Here is a 19123-nt window from a genome sequence, read left to right on the forward strand (position 1 = left end):
CATGCGCGATTTCGGGGCCGGGCTCGGGTATCTCCTCTCGGGGCAGCGATGGATGACCCGGCATCCTCGGCAGTACGCCTTCGGGGTGTTGCCGGGGCTCATCACCTTGGTGCTGTACGTCGGTGCCGTGGTGGCGATGGTGGTGTGGGGCGGGGATCTGACCGACTCGCTCACCTCGTTCGCCAATGGCTGGCCGAGCCCGTGGCTGGGATTGTTCCGGGGCCTGTTCACCGTGGCCATGATCGCGCTGGTGGTGTTGGTGGCGGTGGTGACGTTCACGGCCGCCGCGCTGCTGGTCGGGCAGCCCTTCTATGACGCGCTGTCCGAGCGGGTCGATCGCTCGGTCTCGCCGGACGGCACCGCACCCGAATCGGGGTTGTCGCTGGCGCGGGAATTGTGGATCGCCGTTCGCGACGGGATCCGGATTCTGATTCGCGCCCTGCTCTGGGCGCTGCTGTTGTTCGTGCTCGGTTTCGTGCCGGTCGTGGGTCAGACCGTGGTGCCGGTGATCGCGATCTTCGTGACCGGCTTCTTCCTCGTCCAGGAGTTGACCTCGGTGGCGTTGCAGCGCCGCGGCATGCAGCTGCGGGATCAGTTGGCGCTGTTGCGTTCTCGTCGCCTGCTGGCGTGGGGCTTCGGCGTTCCGCTGGCGGTGGCCTTCTTGGTGCCGGTGGTGGCCGTCTTCCTCATGCCCGGTGCTATCGCGGGCGCGACGCTGCTGTCCCGGGAACTATTGCGGGAACCGAGTATCGACGCGATCAGAGCGCGGCCGTGAGAGCGGCTCCCGGAATCGCGGCGAGCAGGCGGCGAGTGTAGTCGTCGGTGGGTTCGGTGAGTATCCGGTCGACCGGACCCTGCTCCACCACCCGGCCCGCGCGCATCACGATGACGTCGTGGGCCAGTGCCCGGACCACGGCCAGATCGTGGGAGATGAACAGGTAGCTGACGCCCAGGCGGTCCTGGAGGTCGGACAGCAGGGTCAGAATCTGCTTCTGCACCAGGACATCCAGGGCCGAGACGGGTTCGTCGCAGACCACCAGGCGGGGCTCGATGGCGAGGGCGCGCGCGATGGCGACGCGCTGGCGCTGACCGCCGGAGAGCTCGTGGGGGTGACGCTGTGCGAGCGCGGGCGGGAGAGCCACCTGATCGAGGAGTTCCCGCACCCGGGCCCGGATGGCCGCACGATCACCGAAACCGAAGGCGCGCAAGGGTTCCGCGACAATGCGTTCGATGGTCCACATCGGATCCAGGGACGAGTACGGGTCCTGGAAGACCGGCTGCATGGCGCGACGCGCGACCCGGAGCCGGTCGCCGCGCAGGCCCACCACCTCGGTGCCGTCGAGGCGGACAGCGCCGGAGGTCGGCGGCAGCAGGCCGAGCACCATGCGGGCCGTGGTGGTCTTGCCCGAGCCCGACTCGCCGACGATGGCGGTGGTGCGGCCGCGGGCGATGGTGAACGAGACGTCGTCGACTACGCGGCGATTGCTACTGCCGCGCACCCGGTATTCCTTGCTCAGCCCCGAAACCTCCAGTACCGGAGCGGAATCGGAGTCGGCGGATGTCGAAGCCGTTGCGCCGTCCTCGATCGCGGGCCGCGAGCCGGACCGCGGTGCGATCAGTGCGGGAGCCGCGGCCACCAGCCGTCGGGTGTACTCCTCTTCGGGCTCTGCCAATATCTCTCGGGCGGGCCCCGATTCGACGATCTTCCCGTCGGACATGACCAGCACCCGGTCCGCCCGCTCGGCCGCCAGTCCCAGATCGTGGGTCACCAGCAGCAGCGCGGTGCCCAGTTCGCGGGTGAGTTTGTCGAGGTGGTCGAGGATCTGGCGCTGTACGGTCACGTCCAGCGCGGAGGTCGGCTCGTCGGCGATCAGGAGGTCCGGTCGACAGGACAGGCCGATGGCGATCAGGGCGCGTTGGCGCATGCCGCCGGAGAGTTCGTGCGGATACTGCCGGGCGCAGCGGGCCGGTTCGGGCAGACCCGCCTCGGCCAGGAGCTCGATGGCTCGATCGCGTGCCGCACGTCGGCCGTAAAGCCCGTGCGCCAGCAGGGTTTCCGACACCTGCGTGCCGATCCGCGAGACCGGGTTCAGGTTCGACATCGGGTCCTGTGGCACCAGACCGATCTCCCGACCGCGCAACCGCCGCAGGCGCTTCGCGTCGGCGGCGGCGAGATCCTCACCGCGCCAACGAATGCTGCCGCCGGTGACCCGCCCGGCCCCGGGCAGGAGTCCGATGATCGCGTGTGCGAGTGTCGATTTGCCGGATCCGGACGCGCCGACCACCGCGAGCCGCTCCCCCGGTGCGAGGCTGACATCCACCCCGTCCACCGCCGTCACGCCCCCGAAGGCCACCCGCAGATCACTGATTTCCAAGAGTGATTCGGTCATCGCGGCCTCCTCAGCGGCTCGTCTTCGGGTCGAGCGCATCGCGCAGGGCATCGCCGAAAAGGTTGAAGCCCAGGCAGATCAGCAACAGCATGAGGCCCGGGAAGATGCCCGGCCAGGGCGTGCGCAGCAGGGTCTGCTGGGCGTCGGAGAGCATGATGCCCAGGCTGGGCGCGGGTGGCGTGATGCCGAGCCCGAGGAACGACAGGATCGCCTCGCCGAGCACGGCGGTCGGCATGATGACGGTGGCCTGCACGATGATCGGGCCGAGGGCATTCGGCAGGATGTGCTCGCGCAGGATGCGCGCGTGCCCGACATTCGCGGCGCGGGCGGCGAGGACGAAGTCGGTTTCCCGCAGCCGCAGGGTTTCCGCACGCACCACGCGCATCATCACCGGCACCTGCGCCACACCCAGGGCGATCGCGGCCTGGGTCAGTCCGCCGCCGTAGATCGCGGTCAATCCGACGGCGATCATGATGAAGGGGAAGGCCAGCAGCACGTCCGCGACCCGCGACAGCAACAGGTCGAGCCAGCGCCAGTACCCGGCCAGCAGTCCCATCGGCACACCGAAGGCCACGGCGCACGCCACCGCCAGCGCGCCCACCTCCAGCGAGGCGCGGGTGCCGTAGAGCACCCGGGACAGGATGTCACGGCCCAGATCGTCTGTGCCCAAGGCGAATCCGACGGTGAAGGGTCGCTGGAACGGTGCCTGGAAATGCACCTCGGCGGGCCCGTAGGGAGCCAGCAGGGGCGCGAAGACACCGACCACGAGCACGATCAGCAGCAGTCCGCCGCCCAACTTGCCCAGCGGGTTGTGCCACAGCCGCCGCAGCGCCCGCCCGCGAATCGCGGTCTCCTGGACGGTCATTCGGTCTCCTGGACGGTCATTGCGTCCTTCCCGACACTCGCACGCGCGGGTCGATCAGCGTGTAGAGCACATCGACCAGCAGATTGATCACGATGTAGGACGTCGACACGACGAGCACGACCGCCTGGATCACCGGATAGTCGCGCGTGAACACCGAGTCCACGGTCAACTTCCCCATCCCGGGCAGACCGAAGACGCGCTCGGTGACCACCGCGCCCGCGATGAGCAGACCGAGCTGCAATCCGATCACCGTGGTCACCACGATCAGGCTGTTGCGCAAGACATATCGGAGGATCACCGCTCTCGGACCGAGCCCCTTGGCCCGTGCCGTGCGGACGAAGTCGGCCGACAGCGTCTCCACCATCGAGGACCGGGTCTGGCGCTGCACCACCGCGGCGTGGGTCACGCCCAAGACCAGCGCGGGCAGCGTGAGATACCAGAGGCCGCGCACCGGATTCTCCACCAGCGAAACGTATCCGGAGGCGGGGAACAGGCCCAGCCCGACCGACAGGTAGAGCACCCCGAGGATGCCCAGCCAGAACGTCGGCACCGACAGCCCGACCAGCGAGAAGCCATTGACGACCCATTCCGGCCAGCGCCCCCGGTACACCGCCGCGAGCACCCCGCCGATCACCCCGACCAGCACCGCGATCAGCATGGCGTACACCGCCAGTTGCACGGTGACCGGCAGCGTGGTGGCGATCATGTGCCGCACCGGCGTTCCGGTCCGGATCGAGCGCCCGAAGTCACCGGTCACCGCGTGCTGGGCGAATTCCAGGTACTGCACCGGCAGCGCCCGATCCAGCCCCAGGTCGGCCCGCACGGCGTCGACGGCGGCCTGGTCCGCGCCCGGGCCCGCCATGGTGGTCGCGGGATCGCCCGGTAGGGCGCGCACCCCGGCGAACACGATCATCGACACCAGCACGAGCGTCACGGCGGACTGCCATAGGCGATGGAACGCATACTGCCACACGGTGTTTCAGCCGTTCCGATCCGAGACGAAGGCGGCCTTGCCCAGGCGCACGGCACCGTCGGCGTACACCTCGATGCCGGTCACGCGATCCGAGTGCGCGGTCAGATTCCGCAGCCGGTACGTGTAGATGTACGGGTTGTCGCGCTGGATGAGCGTGACCGCCTGCTCGTAGAGCGCCCCGCGCCGCGCCGGACTGGTGGTGTGGGCCGCCCAGCCCAGCACGTCATCCAGTGCGGCGGAACTGAATCCGGAGTAGTTGCCGCTGGATCCGGTGGTGAGGAAGCGCGCGATATTGCCGTCCGGATCCAATCGCCCCGACCAGCCCAGCAGCAGCGCCTCGTAGGTGCCGTTCTTCTGCGCGGCCAGCAGGGCCGAGTATTCGGTGGGCACGAGCCGCAGATCGAAACCGCCCCGGGCGACCATGGCCTGCAACTGCTGCGCGTAGTCGAGCTGGTCGGAGACGTTCATCACCTGCATCGTGATCGGGTACGGCGTCTGCACACCGGCCTCGGCGAGCAGCTTCTTGGCCCGGTCCGGATCGAACTGCGGGCAGGACGTGTCGGCCAGGGTCGCATAGGAGGTGCGGGGCGCGATGGGCGTGCAGGCGGGTTCGTACCAACCCTTGAACGCCTTGTCCACCAACGCCTGTCGGTCGATGCTCAACGACAGCGCCTGCCGCACCCGGGCGTCCTTGGCCAGCGGAGTATCGAGGGGCTTGACCGGCTTACCGGCCCCGTCCTGGTTGCCGATATTGAGGTAGAAGCCCTGGAACCCGAACGATCCCGACACCAGCAGGTGCAGTCGCGGATCGGCCTTCAGCGCGTCGGCGTCCTGGGGCGACATGGTGTCCGCGACCTGAATCGACCCGGTGCGCAGGGCATCCGCGCGCGCCTTGGCGTCGGGCATGATCCGGTAGGTGATGGTGTCGAAGTGCACGTTCTGCGCGTCGTAGTACAGCGGATCCCGTTCCACCACAATGGAACTGCCGGTGGCGCGCTCCCGGAACTTGAACGGCCCGGTGCACACCGGATGGTCGCCGAAGTCCTTGCCCTCCTCCTTGAGCGCCGCCGCCGACATGATCATTCCGGCGCGGTCCGCGAGCGCCGCGGTAATCGGCGCGAACGGCGCGCTGTAGTGGATGACCACGGTCGAGGAACCCTCGGCGTCGATCCCGGTGATCGGCCCCATCTCGCCGGTGCGCTGCGATCCGGGCAGGCTCAGGTGCCGTTCCAGGCTGGCCTCGACGGCGTCGGCGTTGAACGGCGTGCCGTCGGCGAACCTGACGCCGGTGCGCAGCGGAATGGTGACGGTCAGCCCGTCGTCGGAGAACTTGGGCAGGGCCGTGGCCAGCTGCGGCACCAGATTGCCGGAAGCGTCGTTGTCATAGAGCTTTTCGCAGATGGTACTCATGACATAGCGCATGTAGAGCGAGCTCGAGGTGGACGGGTCGAGCCGGTCCGGGTCATTGGACAGGCCCATCACCAGATCACCGCCCTCGCGCACCGGCTGCGTGCCGACGGGCTGGCCGTAATCGTCCGCGTGCGTGGTGATTTGGACCGTCGTGTGGGTGTGGGAGCAGGACGCCGCCGCGACGGCGACCGCTCCGATCGCGAGCGCCCGCAGCGCCCGACGTGGGACTAGGCGAAAGCGCATGGCACTCAGCCCTTGTCCCCCAGGAACGCGGCCTTGGCCACGCGCACGACGCCGTCCGGATACATCTCGACGCCGGTCACCCCGGTGGAGTGGGCGGTCAGGTACCGCTCGCGGTAGGTGTAGAGGTACGGGTTGTCCTTCTGGAGCTGCTTCACGATCTGCTCGTAGAGGTTGGCGCGCTTGGCGGTGTCGGCGGTGCGGGCCGCCTGCCCGAGCAGATCGTCGACGGCCGGGGAGGTGTATCCGCTGTAGTTGCCGCTGGATCCGGTGGTCACGAAGCGGGCGATATTGCCGTCCGGGTCGATACGGCCGGACCAGCCCAGCAGCATGGCCTCGTAGTTGCCGCGCTTCTGCATGTCCAGCAGCGTCGAGTACTCGGTGGGCACGATCTCGATCTGGAAACCGCCCGCGGCGGCGCTGTTCTGCAGGGCCTGGGCATAGCGCAGCCGATCCTGGGAGGTCTGGACCGCCAGCTTGATCGGATACGGCGTCTGCACCCCGGCCTCGGCCAGCAGTTGCTTGGACTTCGCCGGATCGTAGGCGGGGCAGTCGTCGACGGCGGCGGTGGCGTAGGTGGTCTGCGGCACGATCGGCGAGCAGGTGGACTCGTACCACTTGTCGAAGACGGTATCGACCAGTGTGCGGCGATCGATGCTCAGCGACAAGGCTTCTCGCACCCGGGCGTCCTTGGCGAGCGGGGTGTCGATGGGCTTGACCGGCTTACCGGCCCCATCCACATTCCCGAGATTCACATACACGCCCATAAAGCCCAGAGATCGACTCCGCAGCAGGCGCAGTTTCGAATCGTCCTTCAGCGTGCCCGCGTCCTGTGGCGAAATATAGTCCGCGACTTGAATATCGCCCGATCGCAGATTGGCGGCGCGAATATTGGCGTCCACCATGATCCGATAAGTGATCTTGTTCAGGTGCACGTGCTGCGCGTCGTAATACAGCGGGTCCCGTTCCACCTCGATGGAGGTCTGCGGAACGCGTTTGGTGAATTTGAACGGACCCACGCACACCGGATTGTCACCGAAATTGTCGCCCTCGGCGGCGAGTGCGGTCGGGGACATGATCATTCCGGCGCGGTCCGCCAGGGCGGCGGTGAGCGGGGTGAAGGGTTTCTGAAGGTGGATGACCACGGTCGATGGCCCGCTGGCATCGATGGAGGCGATCGGCCCCATCTCGCTGGTGCGCTGCGAGGTCTTCAGGCTCAGATGCCGCTGCAGGCTGGTCTGCACCGCCGCGGCGTCGAAGGCAGTGCCGTCGGCGAACTTCACGCCGGTGCGCACCGGAATGGTCGCCGTCAGGCCGTCCTCCGACACCGTCGGCAGCGCCGTGGCCAGCTGCGGGACCAGATTGCCGGAAGAGTCGTTGTCGTAGAGCTTTTCGCAGATCGAGTTCATCACGTAGCGGGTGTAGAACGAACTCGAGGTGGTGGGGTCGAGCCGGTCCGGCTCCGAGGACAACCCCATGACGAGCTCACCCCCGTCGCGCACCTTCTGGGTGCCGACGGGCGTGCCGAAATCATCTGTGTGCGTCGCGGATCCGTCGGACTTCTGCACCGAGCCACAAGCGGCAAGAGCAGCGATACCGACGGCGACCACGGGAAACACCAACAGCCTGGACAGGCGAACGTGCATGTGCAACAACCTACTCGAACGTTTTAGAAAACTCGTCTCGGAACGGAGGATTCAGGTTTAACGCCCCGACGCGTAACCTTGCATTCCCCGTGGGTTCGCCCCGGCCGACAGCACACCGGTCTCGGGATCGCGTGCGACAGCGCACAATCGGCCCTCCGACCACGCGCCGCCCACCGCCACCCGGTGCCCGCGCCGCGTCAGTTCCTCGATCACCTCGTCGCCGATCCGCGACTCCACCACCACCGCACCGGGATTCACGGTCCGCGGGTAGAACGATCCCGGGAAGCTCTCCTGATGCCAGTTCGGCGCGTCGATCGCGCCCTGCAGGTCCAGGCCGCCGCGCACCTGTTCGCGCAGCGCCACGGCCAGCAGGAAATGCGTGCTCCACTGATCCTGCTGATCGCCGCCCGGCGTGCCGAATGCCATGACGGCCCGGCCGTCTCGCAGGGCCAGGGACGGGCTCAGCGTGGTGCGCGGGCGGCGGCCCGGGGTCAGCGAATTCGGCAGATCCGGTTCCAGCCAGGCCATTTGCAGGCGGGTGCCGAGCGGGAAGCCGAGTTCGGGGACGACCGGATTCGATTGCAGCCAGCCGCCGCTCGGCGTCGCGGCGACCATATTGCCCCAGCGGTCCACGATGTCGAGGTGACAGGTGTCGCCCTTGGTCGCGCCATTGGAACCCACCGTCGGCTCGCCCGCCCCGATCGGAACCTGCACCGCCGCCGCGGCATTCGAGGTCACGAACTCGGCCAGCCGCGGGGTCAGGCCGTCCGGGCTGCCCGGACGCAGCTCGGCGGAGGCCTTGTCGCCGATCAGCTTTCGGCGCTCGGCGTTGTATTCGGGTGCGAGCAGCGCGTCCAGCGAGACCCGCGGATTGTCGCCGTACCAGGCCTCACGATCGGCCATGGCGAGCTTCGAACCCTCGATGAGCACGTGGTAGTACTCGGGCGTGCCGTACTCGGGGACCTCCTCGAGCAGCGCCAGCTGCTGCAGCAGCGCCGGGCCCTGACTCCACAGTCCGCACTTGGCGACGGTCCAGCCGTTCCAGGTGTAGGTGGCCGGATCCTCGTACGTGGCTTCGAAATTCGCGATATCGGCGGCGGTCAGGGTGCCCGCGTGCCGTTCGCCCGAGGTGTCCATGGCGGGCCGGGCGGCCGCGGCCGCCAGCGCCTCGGCGATGAAGCCCTCGCGCCACACCCGCCGGGCCGCGTCGATCTGCGTCTCGCGGCCGGGTCCGGCCGCCTCGGCCTCGGCGAGCACCCGCCGCCAGGTGGCGGCCAGCGCCGGATTGCGCAGCAGCGCACCGGGAGCCGGAGCCTTGCCGTCCTTCAGGTACACCGCGGCCGAGGTGGTCCACTCGGTCGCGAACAGCTCCGCGACCTCCGCGACGGTGCGGCCGATGTTCTCCACCGCCGGAATCCCGTGCTCGGCATAGCCGATGGCGTAGGACAGGACCTGTGCCAGCGTCTTGGTGCCGTGGTCGCGCAGCAGCAGCATCCACGCGTCGAACGCGCCGGGCACCGCGGCGGCCAGCGGACCGGTGCCCGGCACCAGGTCCAATCCCAGCCCACGGTAGTGCTCGATGCTCGCGCCCGCGGGTGCCGGACCCTGCCCGCACAGCACCCGGGCCGGTCCGTCGGCGGTCGCGAAGATGATCGGCACCTCGCCCGCCGGGCCGTTGAGGTGCGGCTCGGCCACATGCAGCACGAATCCGGCGGCCACGGCGGCGTCGAAGGCATTGCCGTCGGCCTCGAGCACCGCCATGGCGGCGGCGGAGGCCAGCCAGTGGGTGGAGGACACCATGCCGAAGGTGCCCTGCAGGGTGGGACGGGTGGTGAACAAGGGCCGAATCTCCTTCACGCCGCCACATACAGGGACAGCACCTGCTCGAGCAGGGCCACGAGCACGTTCTTCACCGAATCCCGGCTGCGCGCATCGCATTCCACCAGCGGAATGCCGGGCTCGAGCTCCAGCGCCTCCCGCACCTCGTCCAGGTCGAAGCGCCGCTCGTTCTCGAAGCGGTTGACCACCACCACGAACGGCGTGCCGGTCTCCTCGAAGTAGTCGAGCACCGGGAAGCAGTCGTCGATCCGGCTGGTGTCGACGACGATCACCGCGCCGAGCGCGCCGTCGACCAGGTCGTCCCACAGGAACACGAACCGCTCCTGCCCGGGGGTGCCGAACAGGTAGAGGATCACCGACTGGTCCAGGGTGATGCGGCCGAAGTCGAGCGCCACCGTGGTCTGGGTCTTGTCCGCGCGCCGCCCGGCGTCGTCGACATTCATCCCGGCCTCGGTCATGGCGGCCTCGGTGACCAGCGGTTCGATCTCGGAGATCGCGCCGATGAAGGTCGTCTTGCCGACCCCGAATCCGCCGCTCACAACGACCTTCACCGAGGACGGCAGACTCGGTGGGCGCAACTCAGAGTGCCCGGACAAGATCCCTGATCCTCTCGATCGCGGCAATGGACAGTTCCGTGGATTCGCGCACGGTCACGTAGTTGGCGGCGGCGAGATCGCTCACCACCACCTTGGCGACGCCGACCGGAACATGCAGTTCGGCGGCGATTTCGGCAATCGAGCGCGGCTGCTGGCACAGCCGCACGACCGTGCGCTGCTCGAGCTGCAGGGGCGCGGACAACGCGGACGGCGGTGCCTGCACCAGGGTTTCGATGCGCAGGCCGTCGATCATCGGGGTGGTGCGACCGCCGGTGACAATGAAGGGGCGGACGAAATCGCGCCGGTTGGCGACACTCTCGCCCGGGTCGAAGTCCCTCATCTGCGTAGGCCCTCTCGCAATTCGGCGATCAGGGCCGGATCCAGCAGGGCTCCGGCGCGTTCGGCCAGCGCCGACATCTCGTAGCCGACCAGACCCACGTCGCAGCGGCCGTCGGCGATGACCCCGAGGCAGCTGCCGGTCCCCATGGCGGTGACCAGCAGGAAGCCCCGCTTCATCTCGATCATGATCAGCTTGAGGCCCTCGAAGGAATAACTGCGCGAGGCGCTCCGGGCGATACCCGTCAGACCCGACACCATGGCCGCGAGGCGATCGGCCGCGGCGCGATCCAGGCCCTCGGACATGGCGATGAGCAGGCCGTCCGAGGACACCGCGACCGCATCGCGCACCCCCGCGGTATTTCGAACGAAATTCGCCAGCATCCAGCTGAAGGCATGCGGCTCGGTGCTCGGCAGGACAGTCACCAGATCTCCTCTGCGGTGGACACGGACGCGGTCGAGGCCGGATCGCCTGCGCGCGTATGGATATCGTTGGTTTGCGGGGTCGTCGCGCCCCGCTCGTGCCCGGCCCGGAAGGACGTCAGCATGCTGCGGGTCTCGGCCGGGGAGCGATCGGTGTACGGCACGGGATCCGGCGCGTCCAGGGGCTCCGGCCGCGGCGCGGGCCGCGCCTGCGACTGCTCGGTGCCGCGAGAACGCTTGTTGCGCCGGGTCAATCCATTGCGCGTGGTGAGCGACCCGGGCTCGGGCTCGGCCGCCACCGGTGGCTGCGCTGTCCGAGGCTCCGGGGCGGACGGGTGGGCTGCGAAACCACCCGTCGGCTCGTAGTCACCGATCAGCGCCCTGAATTCACCGGTCGTCATGGCGTATTCGCCGGTCGGCCTCGCACGCTCGGCCGGGGCGACGGGCGGACTCGCGCTCTCCCGGACGACGGGGAGACCTCCGGAGGTGTCCGCGAAGCCGACGGGCGTGTGCACCGGCTCGGCGGGCGGATACGCGGGCCCCGCGGGCGTGCGCGCGGATCCGGTGGGAAGGGCCGCCGGGTTCGACGGTGCGGCATGCCGGGCGGTCGGAGTCGTGGCGCGCGCGGCTTCGGAATCCGCGCCCCACCTCGGTTCCAGCGTGTCGGCCGGGAGCAGCGCCTGGACCGTGGTGCGGTGCTGATCCTGCTCGGTGGCAAGCAATTCCGGGGGCAGGGTGAGGCGGGCGACAATGCCGTTGACCGGGGACGCCTGCAGTTCGACGCTGATGCCCAGGCGCTGGGCCAGGCGACCGACCACGTAGTGGCCCAGGTAGCGGGTCGAGGCGACGATGAAGTCCTGTTCGCCGCGCAGCTTGGCATTCGACTGGGCCAGCTGCTCGGCCGACATGCCGACGCCATTGTCGAGCACCGCGAGCAGATAGCCCTGCGGCGACATCCGGCCGTAGACCTCGACCTCGAGATCCGGTGGCGAGTAGGCCAATCCGTTCTCGATCAGCTCGGCGAGCATGTGCGACAACTCGCTGGCCGCCGACCCGACAATGAGCACGTCCTCGACCCGACGCAGCACCACGCGCCGGTAGTCGTCGACCTCCGACATGCCCGCGCGAATGACGTCGATCAGGCCGATCGGCTCGCCGAGCCCGCGCGGGGTGCCCTCCCCCACCAGCACCAGCAGGCTTTCGGCATTGCGGCGCATGCGGGTGGCCAGATGATCGAGTTCGAACAGATTGGCCAGGCCCTGCGGGTCGAGTTCCTCGCGCTCGAACTCACTGATCAGCGCGAGCTGGCGGCGGACCAGATTCTGATTGCGCCGGGCCAGGTTGCCCATGGACTCGGTGGTATTGCGGCGCACCAGCGCCTGCTGCGAGGCGAGTTCGAAGGCGGTGGTCTGCACGCGGTCCAGAGCGCTTGCCACGGCGGCGATCTCGGTGCTGGCCCCCGGCGGGGTGCGCACCGGCTCCGGTGCGTCCGGCGGGGTGTCCTCCACATGCGACCAGGCGTCGATGACCTGCGGCAATCGCCGCGACGCCACATCGTCGGCCTCCCCGGCCAGCGCGGCCAAGGGCCGCACCAGATCTCGCACCGAGGTCAGCACCAGCGCGATCATGGCCACGGCGGCGATGGCGACACCGACCAGGAAGGCGATCAGTCGGGTCTGCGCGGCATTGCGCAGGGTATTGGCGCGGGCCTGAATGTCATTGCCGACGGCCTGCTGGACGGTGCGCTGCCCCTCGATGAGGCCGGTCATGCGGGACCACCAGTTCGCCGCGTCGACCGGGCGGACCAGCGGGCCGTCGCCGGAGGCCAGCGCTACACTCTCGGCCTGATCGGCCGCGATGGCATTGTCACCGCGCATGGCCTCGTCCAGATCGCCCTGGCGGTTCTTTCCGGCCAGCCGCGAGAACAGCTGCAGCGCATCCTGTTTGGCGGCGCGGATCTCCATGAACTGGCCGTACTCGCCGCCGGAGAAGTGGCCCGCGACGAAGACGCCGTTGAGGAATCCGCGCTCCTTGTCGAACTGTTCCTTGGCCGCGCCGAGCGCGTAGAACGCCTGCAGGCCACGCTGCAGGTCCGGATCGGAGGCCTGGTCCAGGCCCAGCGCCAGCCGGTTCAGCGAGGCCAGGGCGTCATTGTAGAACTGGAGCACCACCGGTCGGCTGATCCGGTGGGTATCGATCTGGGTCCTGGTGTTGGCCAGTAGGTTCAGCTGACCCAGCGCGGCGCGGACCTGATCCGCGCCCGGGGCGTCGGAGTCGGCGGCGGTCTTGACCGCGGCCAGGGTCGCGTCGACGCTGGCCCGCTGGGCCTTCAGCCGCTGCTGCTCGCCGGTGTCACCGCCGAGCAGGCCATTGCTGAGGCCGAGTTCGCGCTGAATCTGGTCGGTGAGGTCCTGCACCCGCAGGGCCAATGTCACCGCCCGCGAGGTGTTCTCGGACTCGCTGTAATCCGCGAAGGCGCGGTCGACGGTCGCGCCCAGCAAAATGACAACCAAAATCAAAGCGAAGGCGAGGATTCGAGACAGCTGTCCACGAATTGTCCGCGGCCGCAGAATCCCCCCAGAGACAAAGCCCCGTAGACCTGAACGCACTAACCGCAACTCCTCCGCATGATCGAGCCAAACTCTAGACCGAGCTCGCGGGGGTCCACGCGGAATCTCGAATCCTATTGCCCGACAGTTTTTTTCCATCCCACCGAGCGGGACCGCGGGAGAATGGTAGGACGACCGGGCGAACCCGGCAACCCTGCCATTGTGAGATGGCGCGCAGGTGAGCAGGAGACGAACGGTCGGCGCAATGGAATCAGGCTGAGGCTTATCCTACGACCGCGCCTCCCGGGATGCGGAACCGACGGACATGTTCCGCCAAGGGCCGACTCGCGGACAGTTCGGTCACGGTTGCCTGTGAGTTGCCTTAGGCGTTGCCCGAACGCGCGCCGCGGCCCGTCGGCCTCGGCACAATGTGCCCACCATGGGTTTCCGGCTAGATCACCAGCCTGGAGGGCACGTGCGCGACATGAGATCCGATCCTCGCCTCACCCGCGGCCGATTCCTTTGCGGTGCACTGGGAATCGCGGTGGCCGGGTGGGGCTTAGCGGGCGGGTCGGCCGCGGATCCGGTCTCGATCTCCTCCGGCCCCGGTGTGGCGAAACCGAATTGGAGCAAGCTGGAGCGCCGCATCGCGGGGCGGGTGTGCTGTGTCGGCGACGCCGAGTACGCGGCGGCCAAGCAGGTGTTCAATACTCGATTCGACGGTGAAACACCCGCTGCCATAGTGCAAGTCGCGACCACCTCGGACGTGGCGGCGGCCATGGCTTTCGCGGCCGAATACCGCCTCCCGGTCGCGGCGCGCTCCGGCGGGCACTCCTACGCCGGGGTTTCGACGGCCACAGGCGCCATGATCATCGACGTCCGGCAGCTCACCGGGGTGAATGTCGATGGCGGACAGGCGATTGTGGGCCCCGGTCACACTCTGTACGAGGTCTACCAGAGCCTGGACCGCTTCGATCTGAGCATTCCGACCGGCATGTGTCCCGACGTCGGCATTTCCGGCCTCACCCTGGGCGGCGGCCTCGGCTTCGAATCCCGCGCGCACGGTCTCACCTGCGATCGCCTTGCGGCGGCCACCCTCGTCCTGCCCGACGGCACCGCCGCCGAGGTCTCGGCCACCTCGCGACCCGAGCTGTTCTGGGCGCTGCGCGGCGGTGGTCCGCTGTTCGGGGTCGTCACCTCACTGACCTACAACACCATTCCGGCCACGGCCAAAGATGTTGTGCGACTGACCTTTCCGGGAGAGAAAGTCGCGCAGGTGATCGCCGGATGGTCGCGCTGGCTGGCGTCCGCCGACCGGGAGCAGTGGGCCGACGTCAGTGTCGACGCCGACGGCAATGGCGAACTGGACTGTTGGATGCAGGTGGTTTGCCCGGCCGGAACCGGCGGCCCGACCGCCGCCGCAGTGACCGACGCCATTGGCTCGTCCCCGTTGACCGTCGACAGCCAAACCCTGAGCCACATGGACACCATCACCGCGCTGGCGGGCGGTGGCCCCACCACGCCCCGAGCGAGTTTCACCAATGGTTCCGACGTCGTCGCCGACCTCACCCCCGACGCCATCGACCGCATTGTCGAGGCCCTCACCACCTTCTCCCGGGCGGGCGGGACCGGCTGGGTCCAACTCAATACCCTCGACGGTGCCATCCGCGACACCGCGCCCACCGCCACCGCCTTCCCCTGGCGCGCGCACGCCGCCCTGGTCGAATGGGGTGCCTATCAACCGATCCCGCACGACACCGCCGCGGCCTGGGTCGCGGCGGCGCACGGCCTCTTCTCCCCCGTCTCGGCGGGCGCGTACGTGAACTACCTCGAGCCCGGCGATCCCCTCACCCGCTATTACGCCCAGAACTATCCGCGCCTGGCCGCCCTGCGCCGGACCATCGACCCCGACAATCGCATCCTCACCGTGCTGAAGACCTGATGCCCGCGCGCCGCAGGGCCGCGACATCGTCGCGAACGCGGTAGTGCGGCATCGCCTTCCACCGCTCGTGCAGCCGGGCCAGGGCATCGCGGTCCAGACCCACACCGAGGCCCGGCGTTTCGGGGACGGCGATCGCTCCGGCCCGGAAGACGAGGCGTTCGGTGAGGACGTCCTCGGCCTGCCACGGATAGTGGGTGTCGCAGGCATAGTCGAGGCCTTCGACGGTGGCGGCGACCTGGGTCATGGCGGCCAGGCTGATGCCGAGGTGGGTATTGGAGTGCATGGACAGGGACCTGCCGTAGGCCCGGCAGACCGCGGCGAGATCCCGGGTGGCCAGCAGGCCGCCCCAGAAGTGGTGGTCGGACAGCACGATCTGGACGGCGTCCCGGTCGAAGGCGGGCCGCACTTCGTCCATGGCGGTCACCACCATATTGGTGGCCAAGGGAATACCGGTGCGCCGATGCAGCTCGGCCAGATCGTCGAGCGCGGTGGTCGGATCCTCCAGGTACTCGAGGACGCCGCCCACCTGCTCGGCGACATGCAGCGACGTCTCGAGCGACCACGCCCCGTTCGGATCCAAGCGCAGTGGCAGGCCCGGGAATTCGGCGGCCAGCGCGCGCACCGCCGCGATCTCCTCCTCCGGCGGCATGACCCCGCCCTTGAGCTTGAGCGAGCCGAAGCCGCCGTGGGCGAGGAACTTCCGGGCTTGGCGCACCACACCGTCCGGATCCAGGGCCGGGCCCCAGTCGTCGGGCTCGGCCACGGCGACCGGATGTTCGGCCCACTTGTAGAACAGGTAGCCGGAATAGTCGACGGCGTCGCGCACCTTGCCGCCCAGCAGCGTGTGCACCGGCACGCCCAGATGCCGTCCCAGCGCGTCGAAGACGGCCACCTCGAAGGCCGACAGCACGCTCAACCGGACCTTGTCGGTGGTGAGCGCGCCGCGGAGTCCGCTGGCGGCGGGCTCGGCGTCGAGCAGGGTGCTCGCCGAGCGGCCGATGCTGGCGATGGCGTTGACGGCACCGATGGACCTGCCGATCAAATCCCGGGACAGCTCCCGCGCCCGGTCGAGATACACGGTGTCACCGTAGGTTTCGCCCAGTCCCGTGACGCCGCCGTCGGTTTCCACCTCGACGATCAGCCGGGGCGTATAGGGCTGGTGCACGCCGGATCGATTGAGCAGCGGCGGGTCGGCGATCAGGATCGGGGTCAGCCGGACCTCGGTGATGCGGGGGAATGCTCTGCTCATCGCTCGTTCTCCTCTCCGGTGACCCGGATTCCGTCGATGCGCCGCGGCAGAGCCCACGGGTTGTCCTCGCGCAGGGCTGGCGGCAGCAGGGCGTCCGGGAAGCCCTGCCAGGCGACGGGGCGCAGGAACCGCGCGATGGCGGCCGTGCCCATGGAGGTGAAACCCGGTGCGGTGGTGGCGGGATAGGGGCCGCCGTGCTGTTGTGCCCAGGACAGGGTGATGCCGGTCGGCCAGCCGTTCCAGAGCAGGCGGCCCGCCAGCCGGGTCAGGGTCGGCAGCAGTGCCCGCACCCGCTCGGTTTCCGAATCCTGCGCATGCACGGTCGCGGTGAGACCGGGTTCGAGGGCGTCGAGCACCGCCCGCAGCTCGGCATCGCCGTCGTATTCGATGATCAGCGAAGTCGGCCCGAAGCATTCGGCACCCAGTTCCGCGGCGGCGCGGGTGAAGTCGGCGGCGGCCACCTTCAGCAGGGTGGGCCGGAAGGGATCATCGCCGAGTTCCGGCCCGGAAAGCACGGTGATGCAGGGATGTTCGCGCAGTCTGTCGACTCCGGCGAGATAGCCATCGGCGATCCGTTCGTTGAGCATCGCCTGTGCCGACACGGATTCGACCGCACCGCGCAGTGTTTCGTCGAGGCCGTGGCCCGCCGGAAGCAGGAGCAGCCCAGGCTTGGTGCAGAACTGTCCAGCACCCAGGGTGAACGAACCGACGAACCCCTCGACGATCTCTCGGCCGCGCTTGCGCACCGCGCCCGGGGTCACCAGGACGGGGTTCACGCTGCCCAACTCCCCGTAGAACGGAATGGGCCGGGGTCGCGCATTGGCGATATCGAACAGCGCCCGCCCACCCGCCGCCGAGCCGGTGAAGGAGGCCGCCGCGATGGCGGGATGCCGCAGTGCCGTCACCCCGGCCTGGACACCGGCGATCATGCCGAACGTCCCGGCGGGCGCACCGGCCCGCGCCAGGGCCTCGGCCACCACATCGCCGGTGCGCGCGGACAATTCCGGATGCCCGGGATGAGCCTTCACCACCACCGGGCAGCCCGCCGCCAGGGCCGAGGCGGTGTCGTGTCCGGCCACGCTGAGCGCGAAGGGGAAATTGCTCGCGGTGAAGACCAGCACCGGACCCATCGGCACCATGGCGCGCCGAATGTCCGGCCGCGGGCCCATGGGCCAGTCAGGATCGGCGTGATCGACGGCGGCGTCGAGGAATTCACCGTCCTCGAGCACCCGCGCGAAGAGTCTCAGCTGAAAAACGGTGCGCACCAACTCCGAATGCAGGCGAGGGTGTTCGGGCAGCCGGGTTTCCCGCACCGCCACCGGGATCAAGTCCGCGGCGGCCTTGTCGAGCGCGTCGGCCGTGGCCATCAGCCATCGCGCCCGCTCGGCGGGCGTCGTGGTGGCCAGCGCCTCGGCGGCGACCTGCGCGGCGGTGATGACCCGGTCGATATCGGGGCCGGGAGTTTCATCGATCATGGTGTCCTCCAAGGCATGTCAGGATCGGAACCGGTGACGGTCGACGGTCCAGGCGCGGGCCTGTTCGCTGATCGTCACGCCGAGACCGGGCCGCGACGACAGGTGCATGCGCCCGTCACGGATGTCGAGACGCTCGTCGAAGAGCGGTTCCAACCATTCGAAATGCTCCACCCACGGTTCGCTCGGATAGGCGGCCGCCAGGTGCACGTGCACCTCCATGGCGAAATGCGGTGCGAGCGTGAGATGTTCGCGACCGGCCAGCGCCGCGATCTCCAGAAACCGGGTGATGCCGCCGACGCGCGGCGCGTCCGGTTGCACGATATCGACTCCGGCCCCGATCAATTCGGCGTGCTCGGCCAGGCTGGTGAGCATCTCCCCGGTCGCGATCGGGGTGTCGAACTCGGCCGCCAGCCGGGCGTGGCCGGTGTAATCGTGGGCGTCCAAGGGCTCCTCGACCCATTCCAGTCCCAGCGGTTCGAGGGCGCGGCACATGCGCCGGGCCGCGGTCCGGTCCCACTGCTGGTTGGCGTCCACCATGAGCGGCACCGCATCGCCGATCTTCTCCCGCACGGCGGTGACCCGCGCCAGGTCGACGGCGTGGTCCGGATGCCCGACCTTGATTTTTATCCCGCCGAGCCCGCTCGCCAGCGATGCGGCGGCCCGCTCCAACACCTCCTCGACGGGCAGGTGCAGGAATCCGCCCGTGGTGTTGTAGCAGCGCACCGAATCCCGATACGCGCCAAGCAGTTTCGCCAGCGGTAGCCCCGCCCGCTTGGCCTTGAGATCCCAGAGCGCGATATCGAAGGCCGCGATCGCCTGTGCCGCGAGCCCGCCGCGACCGACCGACGCCCCGGCCCACATGAGCTTGTCCCACAGCCTGCCGATGTCACTGGGATCCTCGCCCAGCAGTTCCGGCGCGAGTTCCCGGGCATGCGCGAACTGGGCGGGTCCCCCGGCCCGCTTGGAGTAGCCGATGCCGATGCCGGTCAGTCCCGCCTCGGTGCCGATCTCGGCGAACAGCACCGCCACCTCGGTCATGGGCCGCTGACGGCCGGTCAGCACCTTCGCATCGCTGATTCCGGTGGGCAGGGGCAGCCGCACCGACGAGATCTCGATTGAAGTGATCCGGTCGACAATCGCTGTGCCCGAAGCGCTTTCGTTCCTCTTGTTCCGGGTGTTCACCGTCGGTC

General features: G+C 68.9%; 15 protein-coding genes. 2 read left to right on the forward strand and 13 right to left on the reverse strand.

Features of this window, described 5'->3' with window-relative positions:
* Position 1: 1 nt before the first annotated feature.
* On the forward strand, positions 2 to 775 hold the full coding sequence (locus VMT40_RS13965; RefSeq protein ID WP_326358401.1) for an EI24 domain-containing protein: 774 nt from the start codon (positions 2 to 4) through the stop codon (positions 773 to 775).
* On the opposite strand, the gene VMT40_RS13970 is transcribed toward VMT40_RS13965, so the two are convergent.
* From VMT40_RS13970 to VMT40_RS14015, 10 genes are read right to left on the reverse strand one after another with little or no spacing between them, the layout of a single operon-like run.
* The gene (locus VMT40_RS13970; protein WP_326358402.1) at positions 759 to 2390 is read right to left on the reverse strand and encodes an ABC transporter ATP-binding protein; all 1632 of its coding nucleotides are present in this window, start codon (positions 2388 to 2390) and stop codon (positions 759 to 761) included. The genes VMT40_RS13965 and VMT40_RS13970 overlap by 17 nt on opposite strands.
* Positions 2391 to 2400: 10 nt before the next feature.
* Complete coding sequence (locus VMT40_RS13975; RefSeq protein WP_326358403.1) at positions 2401 to 3255, reverse strand: ABC transporter permease; 855 nt, start codon at positions 3253 to 3255, stop codon at positions 2401 to 2403.
* A gap of 16 nt (positions 3256 to 3271) precedes the next feature.
* Positions 3272 to 4228: an ABC transporter permease gene (locus VMT40_RS13980; RefSeq protein WP_326358404.1), complete on the reverse strand. Its 957-nt coding sequence runs from the start codon at positions 4226 to 4228 to the stop codon at positions 3272 to 3274.
* A gap of 6 nt (positions 4229 to 4234) precedes the next feature.
* Positions 4235 to 5881 (reverse strand): ABC transporter substrate-binding protein, encoded by a 1647-nt coding sequence (locus tag VMT40_RS13985; RefSeq protein WP_326358405.1) that lies wholly within the window; start codon positions 5879 to 5881, stop codon positions 4235 to 4237.
* A 5-nt stretch (positions 5882 to 5886) separates the two neighbouring features.
* The gene (locus VMT40_RS13990; protein ID WP_326358406.1) at positions 5887 to 7524 is read right to left on the reverse strand and encodes an ABC transporter substrate-binding protein; all 1638 of its coding nucleotides are present in this window, start codon (positions 7522 to 7524) and stop codon (positions 5887 to 5889) included.
* Between the two features lie 57 nt (positions 7525 to 7581).
* Positions 7582 to 9363 carry a gamma-glutamyltransferase family protein gene (locus VMT40_RS13995; protein ID WP_326358407.1) on the reverse strand — a complete coding sequence of 594 codons (1782 nt, stop codon included), beginning with the start codon at positions 9361 to 9363 and terminating at the stop codon, positions 7582 to 7584.
* A 14-nt stretch (positions 9364 to 9377) separates the two neighbouring features.
* On the reverse strand, positions 9378 to 9962 hold the full coding sequence (locus VMT40_RS14000; RefSeq protein WP_326358617.1) for a GTP-binding protein: 585 nt from the start codon (positions 9960 to 9962) through the stop codon (positions 9378 to 9380).
* Positions 9943 to 10299: a DUF742 domain-containing protein gene (locus VMT40_RS14005; RefSeq protein ID WP_326358408.1), complete on the reverse strand. Its 357-nt coding sequence runs from the start codon at positions 10297 to 10299 to the stop codon at positions 9943 to 9945. Before VMT40_RS14005 ends, VMT40_RS14000 begins: the two co-directional genes overlap by 20 nt.
* A complete protein-coding gene (locus tag VMT40_RS14010; RefSeq protein ID WP_442789961.1) occupies positions 10296 to 10721 on the reverse strand; it encodes a roadblock/LC7 domain-containing protein in 426 nt (141 codons plus the stop codon). Before VMT40_RS14010 ends, VMT40_RS14005 begins: the two co-directional genes overlap by 4 nt.
* Complete coding sequence (locus VMT40_RS14015) at positions 10718 to 13231, reverse strand: sensor histidine kinase (protein WP_326358409.1); 2514 nt, start codon at positions 13229 to 13231, stop codon at positions 10718 to 10720. Before VMT40_RS14015 ends, VMT40_RS14010 begins: the two co-directional genes overlap by 4 nt.
* 520 nt (positions 13232 to 13751) lie before the next feature.
* On the opposite strand from VMT40_RS14015, the gene VMT40_RS14020 reads away from it, so the two are divergent.
* A complete protein-coding gene (locus VMT40_RS14020; protein ID WP_326358410.1) occupies positions 13752 to 15209 on the forward strand; it encodes an FAD-dependent oxidoreductase in 1458 nt (485 codons plus the stop codon).
* Here the strand turns inward: VMT40_RS14020 and VMT40_RS14025 are convergent.
* The 3 genes from VMT40_RS14025 to VMT40_RS14035 are packed head-to-tail and all read right to left on the reverse strand — an operon-like array spanning position 15190 to position 19115.
* Positions 15190 to 16458, reverse strand: a complete 1269-nt coding sequence (locus VMT40_RS14025) for an enolase C-terminal domain-like protein (RefSeq protein ID WP_326358411.1) — start codon at positions 16456 to 16458, stop codon at positions 15190 to 15192. The genes VMT40_RS14020 and VMT40_RS14025 overlap by 20 nt on opposite strands.
* Positions 16455 to 17933: an aldehyde dehydrogenase (NADP(+)) gene (locus VMT40_RS14030; RefSeq protein ID WP_326358412.1), complete on the reverse strand. Its 1479-nt coding sequence runs from the start codon at positions 17931 to 17933 to the stop codon at positions 16455 to 16457. The genes VMT40_RS14025 and VMT40_RS14030 overlap by 4 nt, the downstream gene beginning before the upstream one ends.
* An 18-nt stretch (positions 17934 to 17951) precedes the next feature.
* Positions 17952 to 19115 carry an L-talarate/galactarate dehydratase gene (locus tag VMT40_RS14035; protein ID WP_442789962.1) on the reverse strand — a complete coding sequence of 388 codons (1164 nt, stop codon included), beginning with the start codon at positions 19113 to 19115 and terminating at the stop codon, positions 17952 to 17954.
* Positions 19116 to 19123 lie beyond the last annotated feature (8 nt).

Source organism: Nocardia sp. CDC160, assembly GCF_035818795.1.
Taxonomy (GTDB): domain Bacteria; phylum Actinomycetota; class Actinomycetes; order Mycobacteriales; family Mycobacteriaceae; genus Nocardia.